The following is a 24,561-nucleotide window of genomic DNA, read 5'->3' as shown; positions in this document are numbered from 1 at the left end:
GGTGTAACCGGTGTAACCAATTAAATATATACTTATATATCATATACTTAATATAAATAGTATGGTTACACCACTGTATAACCAAGGTGTAACCGGTGTAACCAGTTTAAAATCAATGAGTTATAATGGTAAAGTGTGGAATTGAATTGACTAAGTACAGTAAAAGTTACACCTTTTGCTGTTTTACAGTCCCTTACACAGGGTTTTGCCACGTTATGATAAAATTCCTAGTGATATAGCAAACTGGTACAGAGAGACCATGACCGACACCCCCAAAAAAACGCTAACCCTCAATAAAAAGCCTGCTAGCACCACCACAACCACCGGAACGATTAGCCGTACCGGTAAACGCATCATCCGACGCGAAGATTTGAACCCTGCACCGGCTAAACCCGCGAATCCAAAAGGTAAACCCACCAGCAAACCGACTAATAAGAAAAAGCCAGCGCGGAAACCCACTAAGAAGCCGACCATTGCTCCTAGTGACCTGAAGGCTAAGGAGCTTAACGACCGTTTGAATGCCTTTCCTGTTTGGTTGAACTTCCAGCCCTTAGCACTTGGAATAGATAAAGACGTGTTCCGGCTGGTGAATGATGAACACTTCCCCGGTGCTAGTAAGAAAGTAGTGCAGAAGGTTTTAAGAATGCACACCCATCACGGGCGCTATTTAGCGGCATTGGTGCAAGGGAATGAGCGCTATCAGTTGGATGGCGTGGTCAATGGGGCAATCAGTGAGCCAGAACGGCAATGGGCGGCGGAAAAGATTAAGACACGGCAAACTAACTACCCATGAGGTTGACAAGCTTTGTACGGAGGCGCTATATGTGCATATTGAATACATACAAGGCGATAGTATGCGCATTGAGTGGGATCAAGACAAAGCCAAAGTCAATGAACTCAAACATGGTATTCGTTTTTCAGAGGTCGATTCTGTTTTCTATGACCCATTCGGGGTGACAATTGAGGATAAAACCTCTGATGGTGAGGTACGTCACATCACCTTTGGTGCGGATATGTTTGGGCGAGTTTTGGCTGTTGTGTATACATGGCGCGGCGATGTGATCCGCATTATTTCAGCTCGTAAAGCGACTCACCGAGAGAAAAGTGACTATGAAAGAGGAATATGATTTAAGCCAAGGCCAACGCGGTGCTGTCATTGCTAATAATGGTAAGACACGGATCACCATTTGGTTAGATGATGATGTTTTAGAGTTATTTCGCCAACGTGCAGAAGTCGAGGGGATTGGCTATCAAACGCTGGTGAATCAAACGTTAAGAGCCAGTTTGTCACCGCAACCCATAATGGATGAAACCCTATTGCGGCGTGTCATTCGTGAGGAAATGCAAGCGGGAAAAGTAGCGGCTTAACCCTCGTGTAGTTGCATGCTTTGGGTAATTGCCCTCACCCGTGCAAAAGTATTCACGTACAAACGAGGCTATCCCAGAAAATTAGGATAGCCCAAGCTAATTCACTGGGTTTTACGGGTTAAATGATTGATTCAGCAAGAACTACTAATGGTCTGAAAATTAGTAGAGCGTAAAAGCTGTTTTACACTCCACAAACTTTTTAATGGAGTGTCCAGACTCCACAAACAATCACCTCAAGCCGGACACGATCCGGCTTTTTTGTGCCTGTTGATTGCCCCCCATCGCCCGGACTCCTCCTCACCTGCCGAGTTTTTGCAATTTTTTTCACCAATAAGCCCAAGAATCTAGGAAAAACACCGGTTCTAGCGGGTTTGAACCGCTTGCCCATGTCACACTGTGTCACAAAGCGTCACACTGTGACAGGCTCTAAAAATGTTCTAAATAATTGATGAAAAACAGGATTTGACAAGCCAGAAAAAAGCTATATTCTGTAGTTGAACAGCTTTTAAGCTGTGTACCCGTCGTGATGACGGCTTAAACATTCCCAACGAAGGAGGCCGCTTTAATGCAGCCAAAGACACCTCAAGCTTTTGACAGTTACACCCGTGGTTTAGGCAGTTGGTTAGGCTATAACCGTGATATTAAAAACGAAAAAGTTTTCTACCCACCTGAACGTCAACAATCCTCTTATACTACCGTCGCAGAAAAAGCTGACTTTCTGAAAAAGGTCAATCATGTGCCTGTCAATGCACAGCGTGGCGGTCATGTGGGGATGGGCATTAATACGCCGATTGCGTCTCGAACAGATACCGATGTGGAAGACCGCAAAACCCGCTATGTAGGCAATGTAACGGGCGATGAATATGACGCCACGCAAACCAATTACGACACCCACACTAAGTATTCAGTGTTGGACGCATGGGCGCACTTAAATCTATTTCACCAATCGTATGGTGATCATTTAAACCTACAAATTGCCCGTGATCAGTTGATGATCGGATTCAATGGAACACACGCGGCCAAAACCTCCGACTTTGCCACGAATCCCCTATTGCAAGATGTGAATGTCGGCTGGTTAGAGAAAACCCGTCAAGTCGAACCTAAGCGCATCATGGGGCATGATTCCACCGGTTTAGCGACAACTGACACATGGAAATTAGGCGAGGGTGGTCAGTATCGCAGCTTTGATGCGTTGGTTTTCGACTTGATCACGAATCTATTGGATGTTTGGCATCAAGGGGCTGATGATCTGATGGTGCTAGTGGGGCGTGATGTGTGGTTGAGCCACGGCATGATCTTGCTAGGCTCTAGTAATCTACCGACTGAACGTGCTGCTTTACAAAGCTGGTTTGCAGCGCAAACGGTGGCCGGTCTGCCTTGTGTTATGCCCCCGTTCTTCCCTAATCGAGGGGTTTGGGTCACCAGCTATTCTAATCTATCGGTCTATCATCAATTGGGAACTATGCGCCGCTTTATTTTCGACAATGCCAAGCGTGATCAAGTGGAGGAATACCGCTCTGAAAACTTGGCCTATGTGGTCGAGGATTACGGCAAAATAGCAGGGGTACGCAATGGTGCGTTGTTATTACCCGATGGTGCAGGCGGCTGGGCTTAATCCATGTTATCCCCTGCTGCCCAGCACCGTTTAAAAGTCAGTGCTGAGTCGCCAGAATTGGCCTCCAAACCGCTGAGTGTGGAGCCGGTGACAGACGATTACAGTGCTACCCATGAACCCGTGTTTATCGGGCAATTTAAAGCTGACTTTTACCGCATTAAACAGATTAAGAGCCGGACGCGACGGACGGAGGCCAAGCGCCTTGCTTTATCACGTTATCAAGGCTGGCTGAATACCTTTATGCAACAGCCGAACCATTCGACCGGTACGCAAGCGGGTATGTTTGTCTGGTTACTGTTGTGGCATCTGGATATTAACGACTGGCGGCGGGGTTTGGTATTGGCGCAGTTTGCCCTTGCACAAGGATTCTTTGCGCCTAAAGACTTTAGTCGAACGCTGGTGGAAACCGTTTGCGAGGAAATAGCAGGCGGTATTTTGAAAGCGACTGAACCCGCTGATTATGTGGATATTATTACCGATTTAATGACACTGGTCGCAGGGCAGGACATGACCGACCCGATTACGGCCAAGCTGTATAAGGTTTATGGGTTAGCCAAACTCACCAGCCAACCCGATGAAGCTAAAACTTACTTTCTGCAAGCTTTAAGTTTAGATGCAGGGATTGGCGTTAAACGCTACTTAAAAGCCTTGGATACCACGCATAAAGCGCGGAAAGCACCCGTGGATATTCAGGCTTATAGCTTATCGGCAAGAGCGGCAGCGCAACTAGCTAACATGACTGCCCCCGCCTTCCTTCGCCATGCGAAAAAATGGCCTGAAAAATTGCCTTATATCGCTATTCCCGTGGGGACGCGCACGCTGTACCGCTCCCCTGCACGTTCGGGCTTATTTAAAACAGCACCACGTGGCTATTTCAAAGGATGCTAACCATGTTCAATCTTAATGGGGCTGGTCGCGTGCCAGAACCCCATGTTGGCGCTAAGCGCTGGTACAACATCAACAGCAATGCAGCTACAAAACACGCTGAAATCTATCTGTATGGGGTGATTGGTGGCTATTACGCCAATGTGCAGCAATTCTTAGCCGATCTACAGGCGGCGAGGGATGTGGAGCATATTACTGTTTATTTAAACACCATCGGCGGTAGTTTTTACGATGGTTTGCCGATTTACAACACCCTGAAACAGCACAAGGCATCAGTGACCGTCAAAGTGATGGGCTACGCCTTGAGCATGGGCAGCGTGATCATGTTAGCCGGTGATACGGTCGAGGCCGCCGAAAATAGCCTGATTATGATTCATCGGGCGCAAGGCATGGCATGGGGTGATGCGGATGACATGGCACAGGCGGCCACCGTATTGCTCAAGCATGAGCAGGCTATTTTGCCCGAATACATGCGGCGGATGGGGCAATCCATGCAAGCGGTGCAAGCCTTACTTGCAGCGGAAACATGGTACACCGCTGCTGAAGCTAAACAAGCCGGTTTAGTGGATGTGATTACCGGTGTGGTAGAGGCCGATACTGAAGCGGCAAAACTCGAAGCCGAGGCGTGGAATTATGCGGCGGAGCATTACCGCAATATTCCACAAGCCTTACGCAAGCAATTGATGAATTTAGACGAGGATGAGATTGTGAAACCAGAAGATATTCAAGCCATTGTTACCGCCGTCGTAGGCGCTTTAAAACCCAGTGAACCAGAAAGTGAAGCGGTGAGCTTACGTGAATATCAACGTTTAGAGGCAGATTTTAAAGACCTAAATGCTAGATACGATCAGATGAAGGGTGAGCATAACTCTTTGCAGAATAAATTTAATGTCTTAGTAGAACAGAAAGATGAATTGCATGCAAAGCTCTCTGCCATTGAATTGCCCGGCACAGTGCCTCCGTTGTCGACCGGCCCCGCTAGTTCTGGTCTAACTGACCCACGTTGGTTTTAGTTGATAGTTCAAACACATTGAAACTTGGTTTGGGTGGCTCTTCGGTCATGTCAGGGTTGCCCCTTTTTAAGTGGTTTTTTGCTCAGTTTAGGTGTGCTTAGCCACGCCGCCACCTGTCAAGGCAGCCTTTCTAATTCCATTTGGGCTGCCTTTTTTAAAAAGGTTTTAAATAGTAAAAGATAAAATTTGAAACCAGTTGACGGAATAATGAGAAATAGTTTATTTTTGAAAGTGGCGTTAAATAAATTTGATGGTTTTTAGTATATTTGTTAGCGGTGTTATAAATATCTACATGCAGACAAATGTGTAACAAAGTCATAAGCATTGCAATCATTAAACTGAATAATTCCTGAATGATTTTAAATTTAATTAAGCAAGATCAAGCTATCGAATCCTAAATAATTGTTTATTAAAAGGATTCTTTCAAAGGGCTATATATCCAAAAAGTTGAATAGAGTAGAGTCTAATGAGATTCCGCCCCTAGAGAACGGAATGATGGCAACGATGGAGGTGTTATGTCCGAAGTGTTCCAGTGCGGTGTATTGACACGGTAAGGCGTCAAGTGGAGAGGGGCGTTATCGCTGCCGAGGGTGTCATCCCTGTTTTCAGTGGAACGACCGTAGTGCGCCATTTAAAAAGCTCAGCCCCGCGTCGGTGACCCCCTTCCCGCTAGAAGCCCTTGCTTTGGAACATGGCTTAGAGCTTGTGTGTGAACTCGATAAACAGTGGTCGTTTGTGGGAAGGAAATCGGAACCCCGCTGGTTATGGTCTGCGTGGTCACTGCACTTCAAACGCGTCTTTGCATAGACCTTCGGACGACAGGGGGATGAGTGTTTGAAGGGACTCCTTGGCTTACTAGAGCGATTCACATTCCGCTTGTATTGCACCGATGATTGGGGCGCTTATGAGCGTTTATTGCCAGAGGATCAACATCTGATTACCAAGCGCTACACTCAGAACATTGAGCGACAGAGTTTGAACGAGAGAACTCATCTAAAGCGTTTAGCGCGGAAGACGATTTGTTTTTCTAAGTCCGTCGAGGTACATGATAAGGTCGTCGGTGAATATATCGCTAGACACTCCTTTCAACTGGTTTAGTACATGACTGTTATTTTTTATCCCCATTAGAAACCTAGTAGCTGCTACCTTATAAATCAAGACTTATAGCTTTTAAAACTAAGGGAGATAGATAAAAGCTATGAAGTCTCTAACACTCAATAATATTCACCGCTAAGCCACCACGCGCTGTTTCTTTATATTTAGTTTTCATGTCTAAACCCGTTTCACGCATAGTTTTAATGACTTTATCTAAGGATACATAATGCGAACCATCACCCCGCAAAGCCATCCGCGAAGCATTAATCGCTTTCACCGCACCCATTGCGTTGCGCTCAATACATGGCACTTGCACTAAGCCGCCAATCGGATCACAAGTGAGACCCAGATTATGCTCCATCCCAATTTCTGCGGCATTTTCAACCTGTTCGGGCGTTCCCCCTAGGACTTCAGTTAAAGCCCCTGCCGCCATTGAACAAGCCGAACCAACCTCACCTTGACAACCGACCTCTGCCCCTGAAATAGACGCATTTTCTTTATACAGAATCGCAATCGCACCCGCAGTGAGCAGGAAACGTACAATTCCATCTTCATTCGCACCTTGCACAAACCGCCAGTAATAATGCATCACCGCAGGAATAACCCCTGCTGCACCATTGGTCGGTGCGGTGACCACGCGCCCACCCGCTGCATTCTCTTCATTCACCGCCAACGCGAATAGATTAACCCAATCCATCGTACCTAAGGGTGCGGTATTGAGGAGGTTATCATGTTGCAATTTACGACAGAGTGGAGCAGCACGACGCTTGACTTTTAAACCACCGGGTAAGATACCTTCGGTGCGACAACCCTGCTCGACACAATCCTGCATGACTTTCCAGATATGCAATAAACCCGCCCGAATTTCTGCCTCACTGCGCCAAGCTTGCTCATTGAAAAGCATTAACTGACTAATAGAGTAACCGTGCTCTTTACACAGAGCCAGCAACTGTCTACCAGTTTTAAAAGGATAAGGTTGAGGCGTTTTATCAGCTACAATCGGCTCTTCGGCACTATCTGGATTCACTACAAAACCACCACCTACCGAGTAGTAAGTATTCGACTGTAAACACTGTCCATCAGCATCAAAGGCGTAGAAAATCATCCCATTCGGGTGAAAAGGTAAAGATTTGCGACGATGGAAAATTAAATCAGTCGCATAGTTAAAACTAATCATGCGCTCCCCCCCCAAACTCAGCACTTGTTGATCAATAATGCCTTGCATGCGTGGCGGAATTTTTTGTGTGTCCACTGTTTCTGGTTCGCTACCCTCTAAACCCAGTAGCACGGCTTTATCTGAGCCATGACCTTTTCCAGTGGCACCTAAGGAGCCATAAAGTTCGGCTTGAATACGCGTAACTTGTGCAAATAACCCACGCTCACGTAAGCGCTGTAAGAAGTAATTCGCGGCACGCATCGGGCCCACGGTATGCGAACTAGACGGGCCGATTCCTATTTTGAAAATATCAAAGACACTAACTGCCATAACGCTTAACCTGTGATGCGTGACGATTTTTTAAAAGCTGCGCCAAATCAGTTAAGCTAAGGGCGCTAGGGTAGATTTATCACATTAATTGACTAGTCAGTCAATAGCACTATGACCTAAATCGAGAGGAATATAGATGAAAAAAATTACTATTATTGGCGCTGGTTTTGCTGGCCTCACTGCCGTGCGCCAATTACGTAAGCTTGAGCAAGATGTAGAAATTACCCTAATCGCTCCACGCCCTGAATTGCAATACCTACCCAGCCTCATTTGGGTGCCCTCAGGCTTACGCAAACGTGAAGATATTATTATTCCGCTAGCCAATTTCTTTAAACGTATGGATGTTAACTTCGTACCAGCCAGCGTCACGGGTTTAAAAGACCAAGGCCGTACTGTCGAAACCGATCAAGGCTCTGTAACAAATGAGGGTCTAATTATCGCTTCCGGTGGTCGGTTTATTAAAAAGCTACCCGGTATTGAGCATGCTATTACCCCTTGTGAAGGTATTGATGCCGCTGAAAAAATTCGTGACCGTTTAGCCGCAATGCAAGGTGGCACGATTGCGATGGGCTTTGCGGGCAATCCCAATGAGCCGAGTGCGATGCGTGGCGGCCCGATGTTTGAATTTCTCTTTGGTACGGATACCCTCCTACGCCAGCAAGGCCGCCGTGAGCAATTTAAAATAACTTTCTTTAGCCCAGCCCCTAAACCCGGCATTCGTCTTGGTGAAAATGCGGTGAAAGGTTTAATGGATGAAATGGCTAAACGCGATATTAGTACGCATTTAGGCCATAAAATGCTGGGCTTTGAAGCGAATAAAGTTAAAACCGAAGGGGGTGAATTCGCTGCCGATCTGATTCTTTTCATGCCCGGTATGACGGGTAATTTATGGTTTGATAATAGTGAATTGCCTCGCTCGGCAGGTGGCTTAGTCAAAGCCAATCAACACTGCAAAGTTGAAGGCCTGCCTGCGGTCTATGTAGCCGGTGATTCTGGTAGTTATCCCGGCCCTGATTGGATGCCTAAACAAGCCCATATGGCTGATTTACAAGCCGAATGTGCCGCCAAAAACTTAATTGCTGAACTCACCGGTAAAACTGCGGAGGCTACCTTCAAAATTGAATTAATGTGTATTGTGGACTCTTGTGATAAAGGTTTATTTGTTAGCCGCACTGAAAATAAAAATACAGTTTTGCCGGCTAATAAAGCGATGCACTGGGCGAAGCGTGGGTTCGAGTGGTGGTATTTAAGGCAGTATCGGTAATTGGATCAATATTCTTTTCTTGATCAACAACTGGCTGCTTTATTAGTACGTTTATGTGCTGAGTGTGGTTACACCCTCAGTACCAGTCAACAAGAAAACTTGAAATTGCTAGCCTGCTATACTAGCGCCGCTACTCGCCAAGGTATTATTGCAGCACCGTTACCCAGCTCTATTCGTGTTAGTGAGCTTGAGGCTTTACTAGCCTCTCCTGTGATTGGGCAAGCTCATGCTTATACGCCACTGATTGTTGAGCATGGGCACATCTGGCTCAATCGCTATTGGCAGTATGAGCAACAATTAGCGATCAATATTGCGCAACGCTTAAAGTTAAAGTTGACTACTGATCGAGCTGCTTTACAGGCTACTTTGGATCATTGGTTCCCAACTGATTCTCAGGATCTGCAAAGACAAGCGGTGGAGCGTGCTGCAACCCTGCCCTTTCTGATTATCTCCGGTGGCCCCGGTACTGGAAAAACCACCTCGGTGACGCGTTTATTATGCCTGCTGATTGAACATTTCAAGATCAATCCGCAACACATCAAATTAGCGGCGCCTACTGGCAAAGCCGCCATGCGCATGCAAGAAGCGATTCGCCAAGCTAAAACCACTTTACAACTTCCTGCCGAACTGGCTCAACTCATTCCCGAACAAGGTAGTACCTTACATCGCTTATTAGGTTATATGCCCGGCAAAGTAGGCTTCCGCCATCATGCCCATTATCCCTTACCGGCTGATGTGGTGATTGTTGATGAAGCATCGATGATTGATATTTCTTTGATGAGCCATCTATTCGCAGCAGTACGCCCTGATGCGCGTTTAATTCTGCTGGGGGATCGTGATCAATTAGCCTCCGTCGAAACCGGTTCCATTTTCAGGGATTTATGCTCAGTCGCCCCCCACGCACATCCCTTAAACCAACACATGGTGGTACTGGAGAAAAGCTGGCGCTTTGATGCTAGTGGTGGCATTGGCGAATTAGCAAAAGCCGTGCGTGATCGGCAAGAACAAAGCCTCTTGGATATTTTACATTTGGCTCCCAGCGGCGTGACTTGGGATCCAAGTCCGCAAATCAGCGAGCAGTATTTACACTATGTGTGGCAAGCTTATTTAAAACAGGTCAAAGCTTGGCAGCAAGATTTGACTCAACTGCCTGCTCTATTTGCCGCGTTTAATCAATTTCGCTTGCTCACACCCTTACGCAAAGGCAATTTAGGCACTGAGCAGCTCAATCAACGAATCAGTGGCTTATTACGACGTGTTTTACCGAATCGCTTTCAAGGCGCTTGGTTTGCAGGTCGCCCTGTGATGATCACCGAAAATGATTATCGGCAGCAGTTGTTTAATGGTGATATCGGCCTAAGTCTAGCGGATGCGAATGGGCAATTGCGGGTTTGGTTTGCAGAACCGAATGGCAGTTTCCGCGCTTTTGCTCCAGTACGCTTACCCGCGCATGAAACTGCTTGGGCCATGACGATTCACAAAAGCCAAGGCTCCGAATTTGAGCGGGTTTTATTAGTTTTACCTGAAGACGCTGAAGCACAGATTTTAGGCCGTGAACTCTTGTACACTGGCATTACTCGCGCCCGCAGTCAGATTGATTTAATGGGCAAACAAGCCGTAATTTTAGCCGCAGTGCGCCGTTCTCTGCCTAGCAGCTCGTGCTTAGGCTGGCGGATTGCGGAATACTCGGCCTTATGACCCTTGAATTAAGTTTGAATACTTGCGCAGCTAGTTCTTCTCGAAACTTCGGATGAGCAATATTAATTAGTTTCTGCGCACGCTCGCGTAGACTACAGCCACGTAAAGAAGCAATCCCATATTCAGTGACAATATGATCGACCTGTGCACGTGAAGTTACGACCCCCGCGCCCTGATTTAACATCGGTACAATACGCGACTGCTTACCTTGTAATGCAGTGGAAGGTAAAGCAATAATCGAACGCCCCCCTTTGGAAAGTTGTGCACCCGTCACAAAATCGACTTGTCCACCAAAGCCTGAATAAACCTGCTTACCAATCGAATCGGCACAAACTTGACCGCTGAGATCAATTTGAATCGCACTATTGATCGATAATACTTGTGGATTTTTCCGAATCACCGATGGATTATTCACATACTCAATATCTAAGAATGCTACATTCGGATTATCATCCACAAAATCATATAAAGCGCGTGATCCTAGTACAAATCCTGTAACAATCCGCCCGACGTAAATGGCTTTGCGACTATTATTAATTACCCCCTTGTCCACTAGAGGCAAGACTCCATCAGAAAACATCTCGGTATGAATCCCTAAATTTTGATGCCCACCTAAGCAAGTTAAAACTGCATCAGGGATAGCACCGATACCCATTTGCAGACAATCGCCATCTCTTACCAACTCAGCCACCTGTAAACCAATCTGCTGATAAACCTCGCTGATAACAGGTGGCGTATGGCTAGGCAAAGGACTACTTAGTTCTAGTGCATAATCAATTGCTTTGAATGGAATGACGCTATCACCATGAGTACGCGGCATCTGTGGGTTAATTTGTGCAATCACTGTTTTTGCAGCTCGACAGGCGGCTAAAGTTGCCTCCACTGACACCCCTAAAGAACAATTACCATGCTGATCAGGGGGCGAAACTTGAATTAAAGCTACATCAATGACTTGCTCACCACGCCGAAATAACTTGGGAATTTCGGAAAGAAACATCGGCACATAATCTGCTTTACCTTGATTCACTAATTGGCGTGTACTACTACTGACAAAATAGCAACGATGACGCAAATATCCATCTACTTCAGGTATACAGATGGCTTCAGCATTTTCTAAATGTAATTGCAGCAGCTCAATATTATTCAAGTGTTGCACTTGTCGAGCTAAAGCTTTAAATAAGCTATAAGGTGTGGCTGCCATTGAATGACACCAAATGCGGTCACCAGAACGCAGACAAGCGAAAGCTTCCTCAGGAGTAGAACATAAAATCGTCATGAACAATCAGGCTCTTAAATTAATTATTGAATTAAGATTGTAAAAAGCAAAGATGACAAACTGTTGAATGGAAATTGCTAGTTTATGGCATAAGTGCTGCCAAGCGTAAGGTTAGTAGACGTGCGGCTTCAGTCTCTAATTCAGCTTGAATGCTGCGTTCTTCCTCACTCACACCCAAAACATAACGACTATCATAGATTTGGTTACGCTCGACACGAATTGAAGACTCTAATGGCTTTAGCTGGGGATTAGCCTTAGCCTCAGCGCTAAAACGCAAATCTAAAAAATGATTAAACTCCCGCACTTGGCGCGCTGCTGAATAGGCCGTAGCAATTTTATCTTCTTTTAAATAGGTAATAGTCAATTGCACAGTAGCGGGTGAGTCGGTAGCCACACCCGCACCCGCTTGTTCTAAAGCACTGCTCAACTTACTGCCAAAACTAATTTTAGAATCTAGCCCTTGTATCAAAACTTGTTGGCCTTTAAGCGGAGTCAATAAAGCGGAATCAGCCCCTCTTAACTGAAAACCGGCACAGGCTGCTAGACTTAGCACAAGCAGCAGGCTAAGTAGCTTTTTTAATACGTTTAACCACACCTTATTTGACCACGATATTTACTAAGCGCCCCTTGACCACGATCACTTTATCTATCGTACTGCCCTCCAAGAAACGCTTGACATTTTCATTGCTCAAAGCATTTTCTTGAATCTCTGCTTCACTTGCAGACGCATTAACTTTCACTTTACCGCGTACTTTACCATTCACCTGCACAATCAATTCGAGCGTATGTTGGACTAAAGCCGCTTCATCAACTTCAGGCCAAGGCGCATCAATCAAAGCACCTTCACGCCCTAAAGCCTGCCACAGAGCATGACAAATATGTGGTGTAACTGGCGCCAGCATTAACACGATGGTTTCTAAAATCTCTTGGCGCAGCTTCCGACCATTCTCTGACTCATCGTTAGAGCGCGTAATTTCATTCATCAATTCCATATTGGCAGCGATAGCGGTATTGAAGGTATAGCGCCGTCCCATGTCGTCTGCGACTTTTTGCAAGCTTTGATGCAATTTACGCCGTAAATCCTGCTGTTCAGAGCTAAGCTTGCTATAAGGTGTACCGCTATCTACTACCCCAGCACAGACATGATCATAAACCTGTTTCCACAAGCGACGTAAGAAGCGCTGTGCCCCCTCCACCCCGAAATCTGACCACTCCATACTCTGATCAGGTGGTGCGGCAAACATGGAGAATAAGCGCAAAGTATCCGCACCATATTTCTCAATCATTACTTGCGGGTCTACACCATTTTTCTTCGACTTAGACATTTTACTCATGCCTGAAGGAATCACGGGCAGACCATCACTCGTTAGGATAGCGCTAATAATTCGGCCTTTTTCATCGCGCGTCACATCCACGTCACTCGGTGGAATCCACTCCTGACCACCGCCTTCACGTTCGCGATAGAACGTATCGGCTAAGACCATGCCTTGCGTGAGCAGATTAGTGAAAGGCTCATCGGACTCCAACATGCCATGATCACGCATGAGTTTATGGAAGAAGCGCGCATACAATAAATGTAGAATCGCATGCTCAATCCCGCCGATATACTGGTCAACCGGCAACCAGTAGTTAGCACGCTCATCCAACATCGCCTGATTATTATCAACACAAGCATAACGCGCAAAATACCAAGAAGACTCAAAGAAAGTATCAAACGTATCGGTTTCACGTCGGGCTGAGCCTTGGCAAGTAGGACAAGTACAGTCATAGAACGCTGGCATTTTCTTAATCGGCGAACCACCTGTTTCGTCGAATTCGACCTCCTCTGGCAACAGCACAGGCAAGTCTTCAGCAGGCACCGGCAATACCCCGCAACTATCGCAATAAATCATCGGGATCGGACAACCCCAATAACGTTGGCGCGAAACCCCCCAATCACGCAAGCGGTAATTGATTTGTCGACGTCCTAAACCCTGCTCAGCTAATTCATCAGCAATGGTAGCGAAAGCATCGCTAGAGCTTAAACCGTTATAGCGCCCCGAATTAACTAAAATACCTTTCTCTGTAAACGCAGCCACCGCCATATCGGTCTCACGCCCATCCGTTGGTGCTATCACTTGCTGGATGGGTAACTGATATTTAGTCGCAAACTCCCAATCACGCTGATCATGCCCCGGCACCGCCATCACTGCACCTGAGCCATAAGACATCAGCACAAAATTTGCCATCCAAATCGGTACTTCTTCCTTAGTTAAAGGATGAATGGCTTTCAAGCCGGTATCCATGCCTTTCTTTTCCATAGTTGCCATATCGGCTTCAGCGACTTTGGCGAGCTTACACTCTTCGATGAACGCTGCTAATGCTGGATTTTTCTCGGCCGCTTTCAAGGCCAATGGATGCTGCGCGGCAACCGCTACATAAGTCACACCCATTAAAGTATCAGGACGCGTTGTGAACACAGTTAACTGCTCTTTACTATGTTCCAAACCAAATTGCAGCTCTACCCCTTCTGAGCGACCAATCCAGTTTTCCTGCATGATACGCACTTGTGACGGCCAACCGGGTAATTTACTCAGCTCATCCAATAACTCATCCGCATAAGCGGTGATTTTTAAGAACCACTGATCAATCTCCCGCTGTTCGACTAGAGCACCAGAACGCCAGCCACGGCCATCCACCACTTGCTCATTAGCTAATACAGTTTGATCGACGGGATCCCAATTTACAGTGGATTTTTTGCGATAGACCAAGCCTTTTTCATAGAGTTGAGTGAAAAACCATTGTTCCCAACGATAATACTCTGGCTTACACGTGGCTAATTCGCGCGTCCAATCAATCGCCAAACCCATCGATTTGAGCTGACTGCGCATATAATCAATATTACGATGAGTCCATTGGGCAGGGGCTGTTTTGTTTTGAATCGCTGCGTTTTCAGCAGGTAAACCAAAGGCATCCCAACCCATCGGTTGTAAGACATTTTTACCCTGCATGCGTTGGAAGCGCGCAATTACATCGCCGATGGTGTAATTGCGCACATGCCCCATGTGCAGCACGCCACTAGGATAAGGGAACATGGATAAGCAATAGTATTTTGGCTTATCGGGGTCTTCCTTAACCTCGAAAGATTTGGCTGCGTCCCAAAAAGCCTGTACCTCGGCTTCTAGCGCTTTAGGCGTATATTGTTCCTGCATGCTGCTCATGAATTCTACTAACCAGCTATTCTAAAACGCGAAGGATACAAAGCTTACCCACTGATTACCAGCTACCCAGTGCAATTCTTCACACAAACTTGATAAGGCTGAACATTTCCACCGCAACTTCCATAGCACTGCCGATAAGTTTGATCACAGCCACAATCTTTAGGACAAGTTTCGGCTTGAATCCGTGTTGTTTCTGATTCTAAAGTAGGGCGCTTAGGAGCTGGCACCGGTGCATCGGGGCGATCCCAATCATCAGGATAAGCTAGGCCTCCATAATGCCGTGGGATACGTGTACAATTGCGCTCACTCGGACGACAGCGCTGCAAATCGCGCTGTAAGTCACGCATTAAACGCCGCTGGCGCATTTCCATTTCCCAGAAACGTAAATCGGTTTCATAGCGTTCCATCGCTTTTTCCCAAACCTGCATATCACGCTCCCAAGCACCCAGTAGAATAGGCAACTCCTGTTGTGCTTGCATTCGAGCCTTGGCTAGACACTGACTGGTTTTAGCAGCACATTGCTGCTTACATTTCCCTAAAGCAGCATCACAACGCGTTAAGCAAACTTTGCCTGCGCCCGCAGGTGGTGGAGTTAAACGATAATTAGTTTGGTATTGCGGGCTGACACAGCCAGATAAACCTAGTATTAATAAGAGTAGAAAATAGCGAAACATCAGTGGCTTGCTCCCCTATAACGATTTAGATAGTGTCTGAACACACTGCTTAGAACTTAACAACCAGTATGAAGTTCTCTAGACGAAGTACAAGCAAACTTAGTTTGATAGGCAGAATAAAACCGTTAATACGTTAAATCAGCTCTGCAAAAACGAAAAAGCCTTGATAACCGAGTAGCAAGGCTTTATCTAGAATCGAATAACAACTAAGGCTAGGGGCTAGTCGCTAGTTTTATCTCCCGAAGTACGTGGGCGCGCAAATGGACTAACATTACTGGTTTTTCCTCCATCTAAAGCATGGATTTTACTTACCCCAGGTTTTTCAACCTCATCAATGCGAATAATCGCGTGCAACGGAATGAAGGTACGATTCACCGATGCGAATTCAGATTTGAGGCGCTCTTCGGCGGGATCAATAACTAATTCGCTTTGTGAACCAAAAACCAGTTCTTCAATAGCAATAAAACCATATAAATCAGATTCATAGACTTGCTTAGCGAAAACTTCGTAAATCTTATTATGGTTAGCAAAAGAAATACGGTAGATACGTGAACTGCTCAAGGCTTTTCCTCAAAAAATATCCCCCACCCAACTGAAAGGAGCAAGGGATGAAACATGGACTTAGCCTATCAAATTTTCTAGCAATGTTCAGCTTTTTAACGTATGGGCGGCGATTTTCTGCTCAATAATATGATGCCATTTAGCAGGGCCTGTAGTGTGTACCGACTCACCTTGGCTATCTACCGCTACAGTGACGGGCATATCTTTGACTTCAAACTCATAAATCGCTTCCATACCCAATTCAGGGAAAGCGAGTGTTTTTGACCCTGTAATTGCCTTGGAAACTAAATAAGCAGCACCACCTACGGCCATTAAATACACCGCACTAAACTCTTTAATGGCATCAATCGCGACGGGACCACGCTCAGATTTACCGATCATGCCCAATAAGCCCGTTTCCTGCAGAATCTGCCGCGTGAACTTATCCATGCGCGTAGCCGTTGTTGGACCGGCAGGCCCGACCACTTCATCACGCACTGGATCAACAGGGCCTACGTAGTAAATAAAGCGCCCTTTCAGATCAACTGGCAGCTTTTCACCCTTATTCAGCATATCAACCATACGCTTATGCGCGGCATCACGACCCGTCAACATTTTGCCGGAAAGTAATAAAACTTCGCCCGGCTTCCAAGTTTTCACCGCGTCTGGGGTAACCGTATCTAAATTCACCCGGCGGGAACTTTCCCCCGCGACATAAGTCATTTCTGGCCAATCCTCTAAACTCGGTGGAGTTTGGAAAGCAGGGCCTGAACCATCTAAGGTGAAATGGGCATGGCGAGTGGCGGCACAGTTTGGAATCATACAAACTGGCAAAGAAGCGGCATGGGTTGGATAATCCATAATTTTCACATCCAACACCGTCGTTAAACCACCTAAGCCTTGTGCACCCAAACCTAGTTCATTCACTTTGTGATATAACTCAATGCGTAATTCCTCAACCCGATTTTTCGGGCCACGAGCAATCAGCTCTTGAATATCGATAGGCTCCATTAGCACTTCTTTCGCCATCAAAGCAGCTTTTTCAGCGGTACCGCCGATTCCAATCCCAAGCATACCAGGTGGACACCAACCTGCACCCATAGTTGGCACTGTTTTTAAGACCCAATCAACAATGCTATCTGAAGGATTCAGCATCACCATTTTCGATTTATTTTCAGAGCCACCGCCTTTAGCAGCCACATCAATCGACACCGTATCGCCGGGGACGATTTCATAGTGAATCACGGCTGGAGTATTGTCTTTGGTATTCTTACGCGCACCAGCAGGATCGGAGAGAATCGAAGCGCGCAGCACATTATCTGGCCAGAGATAGGCTTGGCGCACGCCTTCGTTAATCATATCGGTGACACTCATATCACCTTCCCATTGTACCTTCATCCCGACTTTCACAAACACCGTGACAATGCCAGTATCTTGGCAAATCGGGCGTTTACCTTCAGCACACATGCGGGAATTCACCAAAATCTGGGTAATCGCATCTTTCGCGGCAGGAGACTCTTCACGTTGCCAAGCAGCATACATGGCATCGACAAAATCTTTCGGGTGATAGTAAGAAATATATTGCAGCGCATCGGCTACACTGGCAATTACGTCAGCTTGCTTGATGATAGTCATAGTGTCCTCCGTCGGATAATCAGTCTGGCTTACTGGGTGCAGTGACTGTATTTGTGTGGTGCACAAGGTTATGCTATTTGACGGAGGGAATCCAGCTTTAAGGCTGAATCCCAAGCCTAAACGACAGCATTAACCGGCTTAAATATAAGCTGGTATCAAATGTTCTTGATGACGAATATGTAAAGACAAACCCAAGGCAGACAGGCCATTTTTATCTAATAAACGGGCGCTTAACGGCAAAAAGACAGCTTCTTCAAACAAAGCATGGGCTGCATAGTGAGTGACAATTTGCTCAACAATGACTTTGTCTAAATTCGCTGCTTTACCTTTAGCCAGCTTTTTAAGGGTAGGCTTAATGTCTTGCCACCACGCTTCAATTTGGCGGTGTTCTTTGGTTAAGCGCTCAATATGTAATTTCGCATCCGCTAAATCGATGGGATCGGGATGCAAAGCAGTGCGCACTGCAGTAAATAGCTCCTGCTCCTCTTCTTGGTGATGATTAATGATCACTTTATGATAGAAATCTTCTAGCTCAGTAGCTAGGACTTTTACCTGCGAATTGGAACTATCTTGCTCGACTAAGCTAGCCAGTTGATCTAATTGTTGTATATGTTTGAGAATTCCATCATGGCAACCGGAAAAATTCTCCAGTGGACTTGTCGTGGTGCTCACGGTAGCAGCTCCTAAAAACTTAATAATAATCGAACATCATAAATCGGAGTCAACAGGAAGCTGTTGATTTGGGTCAAGCCTTAACTTGGCCCTAGCAAAAAAGGGCAAGTATTTAATGAGTGAAAGGGGATCTAGCGACATATTCGCTAATGACCTTATCATGCCCTTATTGGTCTTGGAGTAGTACACGCTCATAAGTTACCCACTTATCAGTGCAGTGCAAGTGGAAGGTGAAACTCTGAAGTAATCCCAGTAGCTGTTTTAAGGATTCATGGCTCAATAAACCGTTGGTAGCTGGGTAATTGAGGAAAAGCTGCCTTCAAATAGACTTGAACCTGCTGCAGGTAGTACTACTCGAAGATGTGACAATCCGACTGATGATAATACGCCCCCAATTGTCATGACCTCATGCAAACTTAAACCACACGCTTTGCTCGGGTTTGACAGTGGGGTAAAAAGCGTTGGCAAAAAAACAAGCGCCTATCTCGCTGAAAAGTCGTGTTAACATAACAGTAGTAGCCTTGCGTAGAGGTTTTTAGGACATGATTATCCCCTGAAGTATTCTACAAAAGGCTGTGACTTGCTTATGGTAAACCCAGGTTATTTAAGATCGTCTCATTACTCGCTGATTAGATTGCCTAAATCAAGAAAATCCAGCTAAATGAATTGCTTAGCTTGAGATTTTAGCCTTTGCTAGGGCGAATTAACTCGCCCAGCCTTTGCTCATCTCTGGCTGAGCATACTGCTCTAGCACCCGTTCAGGATAGTTAGTAAACACTCCATCCACCCCTAGTTCAACCATTGCTTGAAGGTCTTCTAGTTCATTAACGGTATAGACATACACTTTTAAACCCCGTGCATGCGCATCGTCTACATAGGCTTGATCAATCAGTTCTAACGAAGGATTCACGGCAATCGCACCTAAATCTTCTGCAAACTGGGCATGACCGACAGGAATGGAATAACCCAAGGCAGCAATATTTAAGCTAGGGTCTAAACGTCGCACTTGTTGCAAAGCGCGATGATCAAAGGAGGAAATCAGGAGTTGCTCGCGCCGCCAGCTACTAATCTCAGGATGGAGCATAGTTTGAATGAAATACACCACATCCGCTGCGACATTATGGCCTTTTAATTCAATATTCAGGCAAGCTTTACCATCTATTTCTCCGCAAACCTCAGCAAGGGTCGGAATCCGCTCGCCTTGACCTGCATCAAGGGAACGTAAATAGCCAAAATCATGCTCGTTTAGCTTGCCTTTACCATTGGTAGTACGTTCTAAGCGTTCATCGTGAATCACTAGCAAATTGCCATTCACACAATACACATCGATTTCAATGCAAGGTGCGCCCAGTTCTAGGGCTTTACGAATGGAAGCAATCGTATTTTCAGGCGCATGCCCCATCGCACCGCGATGGGCAATACATAACAAACTAGGTCGGTTATTTTGCTTAAACATGTAAAGTCTTATTTGGAAAGGGTCACCAAAGAGCAACAGCCAGACATGACTTTCTGACCATTTAATACAGCAGTTACGGTGTAAGGATAGTTTTTATCAGACATACCATCGCTGCAATCTTCAACTTTCTCTAAAAAAGCCGTGGTTGACGCATTGCCCCGCGCACCTGCCACCACCGCAATAGTAGTGCTATTAGCAGATTGTTGACGCATATTCACAGGCACAGTAAATTGCGCGCCACCCATAATATTTACCTTCATTTCACGCTCACTCACACTCATACTCCAGAAGGGTTCAGTTCCACCGCACTGCATCACCACTTCAGGTTTGACCACAGGTTTAGGTTTGGCTGGATTGTAGTCCACAGTGTCCACATCTTCGCGCAAATAATATTTATTCACCCAACCTTGCTGGCCTGCCCACGCGACTTTAACCCAGATTGAATTACCCGATTTCTGTTCCTGACCTAGGCCGATTAAACCTTTTGCATTCGCGGGTAATACGGCTACCACACTGCCACCTGTGCCGGGTTGGGTACGCATATTTAAACCATCATCAGGCGCAACTTTGGATACTGCATACACGCGACTTAGACTTGTGGTAGCAGGCGCTGCTGCTGTATTGGTACTCAAATTAATAGGCGCAGTCGCTGTCGGAGCTGCATTCGCAGTAACGGTGGTATTGGCCGCATAGCTACTGTTAGCAGTCATGCTGATTAAGCCAGCAACAGCTAGCACTAAAGTCCGTTTCATCACAAGGCTCTCCTCGATAAAAGATGGTAAAAGTGATAGGTTCAAGGCTAAATAACCTCTAGTTTAGCGCGGTTTGCTGAGTTTATGACAGACTGTTGCTCAATCTAGTTCAACTGAGCCACAATCCGATTTCTACTGTTAGCAGCTTTTGAGGATAAGGGGAGTAACCACCATGCATTTGCTGGGGATCGATTTAGGGACATCCAGTATCAAAGCGGTCTTAATGAATGAGCAACAACAGATACTCGGCTCAAGCAGTCAAGCACTAGAAGTATTCCGTCCGTATTCAGGTTGGTCTGAGCAAGACCCTGCGGATTGGCTAGGCACTATTGACCAAGCCTTACAAGCTTTACAGCAAGCCCATCCACAGGCAATGGCGGATGTACAGGGTTTAGCTTTATCAGGGCATATGCATGGTGCAACCTTGATCAATGCTCAGAATCAAGTCTTGCGCCCCTGTATTCTTTGGAATGATACTCGTAGTTATCTTGAGGCGGCTGAGTTAGATGCTAAGCCTATTTTCCGAGACTTGTCTGGCAATATCGTTTTCCCGGGGTTTACTGCATCTAAGTTAGTTTGGGTACAAAAACATGAGCCAGCTATTTTTGCTCAAGTCCATAAAGTGCTGTTACCTAAAGATTATGTGCGTTGGTGGTTAACGGGCGAATATGTCTCTGATATGTCAGATGCAGCGGGTACTGCGTGGCTCGATGTCGCTAAGCGTGCATGGTCGCCAGAATTATTAGCTGCAAGTAGTATGCATCTTGAGCAGATGCCACAAGCAATTGAAGGTACTGAGGTCAGTGGTTATTTGCATCCACACTTAGCTGAGCGTTGGGGGATTAAACAGCGTGTGGTAGTTGCAGGTGGCGCTGGTGATAATGCTGCGGCTGCTTGTGGGATGGGCACGGTGGCGGCGGGCAGGGCTTTTGTCTCCTTAGGTACTTCTGGGGTGCTCTTTGCAGCGACCGCAAGCTATCTACCCAATCCGGCGAGTGCCGTGCATACCTTCTGTCATGCCATCCCGAATACTTGGCATCAAATGGGTGTTATTTTATCTGCTACCGACTCATTAAATTGGTATGCGCAGATTGCTAATCAAACGCCTGCAGCATTGACTCAAGCTTTAGGCGAGCACTTAAAAGCGCCTAGCAAAGTATGTTTTTTACCTTATTTATCGGGTGAACGCACACCACACAATGATGCTAAGGTACGTGGTGCGTTTATTGGTTTGAGCCATGCGGATCAGCAACAAGATTTAACCCAAGCGGTATTGGAGGGTGTAGGTTTTGCGATTCGCGATAATCTAAGCGCACTAAAAGCCGCTGGCACGGAATTAGAGCGTGTTACGGCTGTAGGTGGTGGTTCACGTTCGCATTATTGGCTGAAAATCTTAGCCACCACGTTAAATCTACCGATTGATTTGCCCGCAGAGGGTGATTTTGGAGCAGCATTTGGAGCAGCGCGTTTAGCATTAATTGCCACGACCCAAGTCCATCCCTTGGAAATTTTAACCATGCCTAAAGTTGCGCAAACTATTGAACCAGAGACCGATTATATTCAAGCCTTTAGCGAGGCTTATCAGCGTTATCAACAATTATACCCCGCTATTAAGGGAGCATCACTATGAGTACAGGTTTCTTTGGCAATCTTGCCCCTATTCCTTATGAGGGTTCTGAGAGTCGCAATCCTTTAGCCTATCGCTTTTATAATCCTGATGAATTAGTGATGGGTAAGCGTATGGAGGAGCATTTGCGGGTCGCTGTCTGTTATTGGCATACCTTCTGCTGGCAAGGGAATGATCCCTTTGGTGGTGCGACCTTTGAGCGTCCTTGGTTTGGTGATGGGATGAGTATGGCGAAAATGAAGGCGGATGTAGCCTTTGAAATGTTTAGCTTACTGGGTGTGCCTTATTTCTCTTTCCATGATTTGGATATACGTCCAGAAGGAGAAACCTTCGCGGAAAGTGCTTATCGCTTGCATGCGATGGCGGATTATTTCCAGCAAAAAATGGAAGAAACCGGCGTTGGTTTGTTATGGGGTACGGCGAATCTATTCTCTCAACGCCGTTTTATGGCGGGAGCTTCGACCAATCCTGATCCGAATGTATTTGCCTATGCCGCTGCTACCGTGAAGCATTGTATGGATGTCACGCATCAACTTAAGGGCGCGAATTATGTGCTTTGGGGTGGGCGCGAAGGCTATGAAACTTTACTGAATACCGATTTACGCCGTGAATTAGATCAATATGGGCGTTTCCTGAATCTAGTAGTCGAGCATAAACACAAATTAGGTTTTACTGGCACGATTCTAATTGAGCCTAAACCGCAAGAACCGAGTAAGCATCAATATGATTTCGATGTAGCGACGGTGTATGGTTTTTTAAAGCGCTATGGTTTAGAAAATGAGGTTAAGGTTAATATTGAAGTGGGGCATGCCGTCTTAGCAGGGCATACCTTCGAGCATGAAGTCGCGTTAGCCAACGCTTTAGATATTTTTGGCTCGATTGATGCTAACCGCAACGACTATCAATCAGGCTGGGATACCGATCAATTCCCCAATAATGTCCCTGAAATGGCTTTAGCCTATTATTACATCCTGCAAGGCGGCGGTTTTAAGAATGGTGGCACCAATTTTGATTCAAAATTACGCCGACAATCCCTTGATCCTGAAGATTTATTAATCGGTCATATCGGGGGGATGGATACCTGTGCAAGAGCTTTAAAATCAGCGGCTAAAATGCTGGAAGATAAAGCTTTATCGCAAGTTTTGGAGAAACGTTATGCGGGCTGGAATGAGACAGAAGCGCAAGCCATGTTGAAGGGCGAGCGTTCTTTAGAGGAGATTGCTGCTTATGTCACTGAGCAGAACTTACATCCTCAAGCTCGTTCTGGCAAACAAGAGCTGCTAGAAAATATCGTCAATCGTTATGTTTAATCTATGAGAAGCTTAATTTTAATCGCTCATGGCAGTCGCCGTGAGACTTCAAATGAAGAGGTACGCGCCTTAGCGGCTAAGCTTGCTAGCATGTCACACCGTTTTGATTCAGTGACTTGTGCCTTTTTGGAGCTGGCTGAACCTTCCATTCCAAATGGAATTGAAGCTTGTGTGCAACAAGGCGCTAAAGACATTGTGATCTTGCCGTACTTTCTCTCAGCGGGGCGGCATGTGGTCGAGGACATTCCAGCCTTAGTGCAACCTAAACAGGCGCAATATCCTGAGCTAAATATTGAATTGAAGTCTTATTTAGGCGCTGCAGAAAGCTTACCGGCTTTATTAATGGCACTAGTAGACTAGAGTACAAAAATACAAAAAACTAGGGATACTTTTTAGCATCCCTAGCTTGTCTAGTAAGGATTTATTTATCAGTTTTTTGTCTAGCTTGTTCTGCAGCCGCTTCCTGAGCGTTCGCTTTCCATTCTTGAGTTTTAGCAGTCGCTTCTTCTTTTACCTCTTTAGCGACATCGACTGCTTTCTCTTTTAAGTCCTGCGCAGTTTCAACCGCTTCTTGTTTAAAATCATTAAAGTTTTCAGAGGCTCGATCCGTTAGATCCGTTTTAGCTGATTGCCGCTCGGATTTAGACGCTGTATTAAGGCCAAGAACTTTGTATAAGCCGCAGAAACTCAATAAACCGGTTGCTAGGATAACAATACCTAGAATAACTAGACCAAAGCTTTTAAAAATACCGATGGCAATCAATAAAATACCAATACCAATGCGGATATTTTTGTCAGTACGGCCTACATTACGTTCAAGTTCCATGGAAAACTCCTCTGGTTAAGCTGGTAAAATTTTCTTTCGATTTAAAAGTAATTTGGGGGTATTTCTACTTAGAACAAGAGGCAGGATAAAGTTTGTGCACTGCACTTGCAATTAAAAACACAGAACTCAGGTACTCCCTGTTTCAGACGTATCAAGAATTATTATATGC

22 protein-coding genes and 1 pseudogene are annotated in these 24,561 nt (G+C 45.9%); 12 read left to right on the top strand and 11 right to left on the bottom strand.

Translation table 11 applies throughout. The annotated features are described in order from the left end of the window. Positions 1 to 259 precede the first annotated feature (259 nt). The 7 genes and pseudogenes from Q0307_RS15965 (at position 260) to Q0307_RS15935 (ending at position 5,979) form a co-directional block, all read left to right on the top strand. Positions 260 to 793 (top strand): ProQ/FINO family protein, encoded by a 534-nt coding sequence (locus Q0307_RS15965; RefSeq protein WP_298661893.1) that lies wholly within the window; start codon positions 260 to 262, stop codon positions 791 to 793. Beyond that, a complete protein-coding gene (locus Q0307_RS15960; RefSeq protein WP_298661891.1) occupies positions 690 to 1,127 on the top strand; it encodes a BrnT family toxin in 438 nt (145 codons plus the stop codon). Before Q0307_RS15965 ends, Q0307_RS15960 begins: the two co-directional genes overlap by 104 nt. Next, entirely contained in the window at positions 1,111 to 1,368 is a 258-nt protein-coding gene (locus tag Q0307_RS15955; protein ID WP_298661889.1) for a BrnA antitoxin family protein, read from the top strand. The genes Q0307_RS15960 and Q0307_RS15955 overlap by 17 nt, the downstream gene beginning before the upstream one ends. 565 nt (positions 1,369 to 1,933) lie before the next feature. Next, on the top strand, positions 1,934 to 2,983 hold the full coding sequence (locus Q0307_RS15950) for a phage major capsid protein, P2 family (RefSeq protein WP_298661887.1): 1,050 nt from the start codon (positions 1,934 to 1,936) through the stop codon (positions 2,981 to 2,983). Positions 2,984 to 2,986: 3 nt separating this feature from the next. Continuing rightward, complete coding sequence (gene gpM / locus Q0307_RS15945; protein ID WP_298661886.1) at positions 2,987 to 3,871, top strand: phage terminase small subunit; 885 nt, start codon at positions 2,987 to 2,989, stop codon at positions 3,869 to 3,871. 2 nt (positions 3,872 to 3,873) lie between these two features. Then, positions 3,874 to 4,881 carry a head maturation protease, ClpP-related gene (locus Q0307_RS15940; RefSeq protein WP_298661885.1) on the top strand — a complete coding sequence of 336 codons (1,008 nt, stop codon included), beginning with the start codon at positions 3,874 to 3,876 and terminating at the stop codon, positions 4,879 to 4,881. Between the two features lie 654 nt (positions 4,882 to 5,535). Continuing rightward, positions 5,536 to 5,979: pseudogene (locus Q0307_RS15935) on the top strand (IS1 family transposase). A 109-nt stretch (positions 5,980 to 6,088) separates the two neighbouring features. Here the strand turns inward: Q0307_RS15935 and Q0307_RS15930 are convergent. Beyond that, positions 6,089 to 7,462, bottom strand: a complete 1,374-nt coding sequence (locus tag Q0307_RS15930) for an L-serine ammonia-lyase (RefSeq protein WP_298661883.1) — start codon at positions 7,460 to 7,462, stop codon at positions 6,089 to 6,091. A 136-nt stretch (positions 7,463 to 7,598) separates the two neighbouring features. Here Q0307_RS15930 and Q0307_RS15925 point away from each other — a divergent pair, with 136 nt between their 5' ends. Both Q0307_RS15925 and recD read left to right on the top strand, forming a co-directional pair. Then, positions 7,599 to 8,726 (top strand): FAD-dependent oxidoreductase, encoded by a 1,128-nt coding sequence (locus Q0307_RS15925; protein ID WP_298661881.1) that lies wholly within the window; start codon positions 7,599 to 7,601, stop codon positions 8,724 to 8,726. Next, positions 8,727 to 10,424 carry an exodeoxyribonuclease V subunit alpha gene (gene recD, locus Q0307_RS15920; protein WP_298661880.1) on the top strand — a complete coding sequence of 566 codons (1,698 nt, stop codon included), beginning with the start codon at positions 8,727 to 8,729 and terminating at the stop codon, positions 10,422 to 10,424. It abuts the gene before it with no gap. Here recD and Q0307_RS15915 read toward each other — a convergent pair. The 9 genes from Q0307_RS15915 to Q0307_RS15875 all read right to left on the bottom strand — a co-directional run bounded on the left by Q0307_RS15915 (position 10,375) and on the right by Q0307_RS15875 (position 20,629). Then, positions 10,375 to 11,700, bottom strand: a complete 1,326-nt coding sequence (locus Q0307_RS15915; protein WP_298661879.1) for an acetyl-CoA hydrolase/transferase C-terminal domain-containing protein — start codon at positions 11,698 to 11,700, stop codon at positions 10,375 to 10,377. The genes recD and Q0307_RS15915 overlap by 50 nt on opposite strands. An 82-nt stretch (positions 11,701 to 11,782) precedes the next feature. Next, positions 11,783 to 12,253 carry an LPS assembly lipoprotein LptE gene (lptE, locus tag Q0307_RS15910; protein WP_298661877.1) on the bottom strand — a complete coding sequence of 157 codons (471 nt, stop codon included), beginning with the start codon at positions 12,251 to 12,253 and terminating at the stop codon, positions 11,783 to 11,785. Positions 12,254 to 12,296: 43 nt separating this feature from the next. After that, positions 12,297 to 14,891: a leucine--tRNA ligase gene (gene leuS, locus Q0307_RS15905; protein ID WP_298661914.1), complete on the bottom strand. Its 2,595-nt coding sequence runs from the start codon at positions 14,889 to 14,891 to the stop codon at positions 12,297 to 12,299. Between the two features lie 71 nt (positions 14,892 to 14,962). Then, positions 14,963 to 15,574, bottom strand: a complete 612-nt coding sequence (locus Q0307_RS15900) for a hypothetical protein (RefSeq protein ID WP_298661876.1) — start codon at positions 15,572 to 15,574, stop codon at positions 14,963 to 14,965. A gap of 219 nt (positions 15,575 to 15,793) precedes the next feature. Continuing rightward, a complete protein-coding gene (locus Q0307_RS15895) occupies positions 15,794 to 16,135 on the bottom strand; it encodes a DUF1820 family protein (RefSeq protein WP_298661875.1) in 342 nt (113 codons plus the stop codon). 87 nt (positions 16,136 to 16,222) lie between these two features. After that, positions 16,223 to 17,749, bottom strand: coding sequence for a fumarate hydratase (locus Q0307_RS15890; RefSeq protein ID WP_298661874.1), 1,527 nt, complete (start codon positions 17,747 to 17,749; stop codon positions 16,223 to 16,225). Between the two features lie 138 nt (positions 17,750 to 17,887). After that, positions 17,888 to 18,421 (bottom strand): hemerythrin domain-containing protein, encoded by a 534-nt coding sequence (locus tag Q0307_RS15885; RefSeq protein WP_298661873.1) that lies wholly within the window; start codon positions 18,419 to 18,421, stop codon positions 17,888 to 17,890. Between the two features lie 703 nt (positions 18,422 to 19,124). Beyond that, positions 19,125 to 19,877, bottom strand: coding sequence for a glycerophosphodiester phosphodiesterase family protein (locus Q0307_RS15880; RefSeq protein WP_298661869.1), 753 nt, complete (start codon positions 19,875 to 19,877; stop codon positions 19,125 to 19,127). Positions 19,878 to 19,885: 8 nt separating this feature from the next. Next, complete coding sequence (locus Q0307_RS15875; protein ID WP_298661868.1) at positions 19,886 to 20,629, bottom strand: SH3 domain-containing protein; 744 nt, start codon at positions 20,627 to 20,629, stop codon at positions 19,886 to 19,888. A gap of 172 nt (positions 20,630 to 20,801) precedes the next feature. On the opposite strand from Q0307_RS15875, the gene xylB reads away from it, so the two are divergent. The 3 genes from xylB to Q0307_RS15860 are packed head-to-tail and all read left to right on the top strand — an operon-like array spanning position 20,802 to position 23,926. Continuing rightward, on the top strand, positions 20,802 to 22,259 hold the full coding sequence (gene xylB, locus Q0307_RS15870) for a xylulokinase (RefSeq protein ID WP_298661866.1): 1,458 nt from the start codon (positions 20,802 to 20,804) through the stop codon (positions 22,257 to 22,259). After that, positions 22,256 to 23,566 (top strand): xylose isomerase, encoded by a 1,311-nt coding sequence (gene xylA / locus Q0307_RS15865; RefSeq protein WP_298661865.1) that lies wholly within the window; start codon positions 22,256 to 22,258, stop codon positions 23,564 to 23,566. The genes xylB and xylA overlap by 4 nt, the downstream gene beginning before the upstream one ends. A 3-nt stretch (positions 23,567 to 23,569) precedes the next feature. Beyond that, positions 23,570 to 23,926, top strand: coding sequence for a CbiX/SirB N-terminal domain-containing protein (locus Q0307_RS15860; protein ID WP_298661864.1), 357 nt, complete (start codon positions 23,570 to 23,572; stop codon positions 23,924 to 23,926). A gap of 61 nt (positions 23,927 to 23,987) precedes the next feature. Here the strand turns inward: Q0307_RS15860 and Q0307_RS15855 are convergent, their stop codons facing one another. Further along, positions 23,988 to 24,392, bottom strand: coding sequence for a DUF2892 domain-containing protein (locus Q0307_RS15855; RefSeq protein ID WP_298661863.1), 405 nt, complete (start codon positions 24,390 to 24,392; stop codon positions 23,988 to 23,990). Between the last annotated feature and the right edge of the window lie 169 nt (positions 24,393 to 24,561).

Source organism: uncultured Thiothrix sp. (genome assembly GCF_937873765.1).
Taxonomy (GTDB): Bacteria; Pseudomonadota; Gammaproteobacteria; order Thiotrichales; family Thiotrichaceae; genus Thiolinea.
The sequence above is the reverse complement of the archived record's forward strand: the minus strand, read 5'-3'. Positions and strand labels throughout refer to the sequence as shown.

Coding starts and splice junctions, on each gene's coding strand:
- Q0307_RS15880 (WP_298661869.1), bottom strand. CDS start 19,877: ATGTTTAAGCAAAATAACCGACCTAGTTTGTTATGTATTGCCCATCGC.
- Q0307_RS15955 (WP_298661889.1), top strand. CDS start 1,111: ATGAAAGAGGAATATGATTTAAGCCAAGGCCAACGCGGTGCTGTCATT.
- Q0307_RS15950 (WP_298661887.1), top strand. CDS start 1,934: ATGCAGCCAAAGACACCTCAAGCTTTTGACAGTTACACCCGTGGTTTA.
- Q0307_RS15890 (WP_298661874.1), bottom strand. CDS start 17,749: ATGACTATCATCAAGCAAGCTGACGTAATTGCCAGTGTAGCCGATGCG.
- xylB (WP_298661866.1), top strand. CDS start 20,802: ATGCATTTGCTGGGGATCGATTTAGGGACATCCAGTATCAAAGCGGTC.
- Q0307_RS15915 (WP_298661879.1), bottom strand. CDS start 11,700: ATGACGATTTTATGTTCTACTCCTGAGGAAGCTTTCGCTTGTCTGCGT.
- Q0307_RS15860 (WP_298661864.1), top strand. CDS start 23,570: ATGAGAAGCTTAATTTTAATCGCTCATGGCAGTCGCCGTGAGACTTCA.
- Q0307_RS15965 (WP_298661893.1), top strand. CDS start 260: ATGACCGACACCCCCAAAAAAACGCTAACCCTCAATAAAAAGCCTGCT.
- xylA (WP_298661865.1), top strand. CDS start 22,256: ATGAGTACAGGTTTCTTTGGCAATCTTGCCCCTATTCCTTATGAGGGT.
- Q0307_RS15875 (WP_298661868.1), bottom strand. CDS start 20,629: ATGAAACGGACTTTAGTGCTAGCTGTTGCTGGCTTAATCAGCATGACT.
- Q0307_RS15940 (WP_298661885.1), top strand. CDS start 3,874: ATGTTCAATCTTAATGGGGCTGGTCGCGTGCCAGAACCCCATGTTGGC.
- Q0307_RS15930 (WP_298661883.1), bottom strand. CDS start 7,462: ATGGCAGTTAGTGTCTTTGATATTTTCAAAATAGGAATCGGCCCGTCT.
- Q0307_RS15925 (WP_298661881.1), top strand. CDS start 7,599: ATGAAAAAAATTACTATTATTGGCGCTGGTTTTGCTGGCCTCACTGCC.
- gpM (WP_298661886.1), top strand. CDS start 2,987: ATGTTATCCCCTGCTGCCCAGCACCGTTTAAAAGTCAGTGCTGAGTCG.
- Q0307_RS15900 (WP_298661876.1), bottom strand. CDS start 15,574: ATGTTTCGCTATTTTCTACTCTTATTAATACTAGGTTTATCTGGCTGT.
- Q0307_RS15960 (WP_298661891.1), top strand. CDS start 690: ATGAGCGCTATCAGTTGGATGGCGTGGTCAATGGGGCAATCAGTGAGC.
- leuS (WP_298661914.1), bottom strand. CDS start 14,891: ATGCAGGAACAATATACGCCTAAAGCGCTAGAAGCCGAGGTACAGGCT.
- Q0307_RS15855 (WP_298661863.1), bottom strand. CDS start 24,392: ATGGAACTTGAACGTAATGTAGGCCGTACTGACAAAAATATCCGCATT.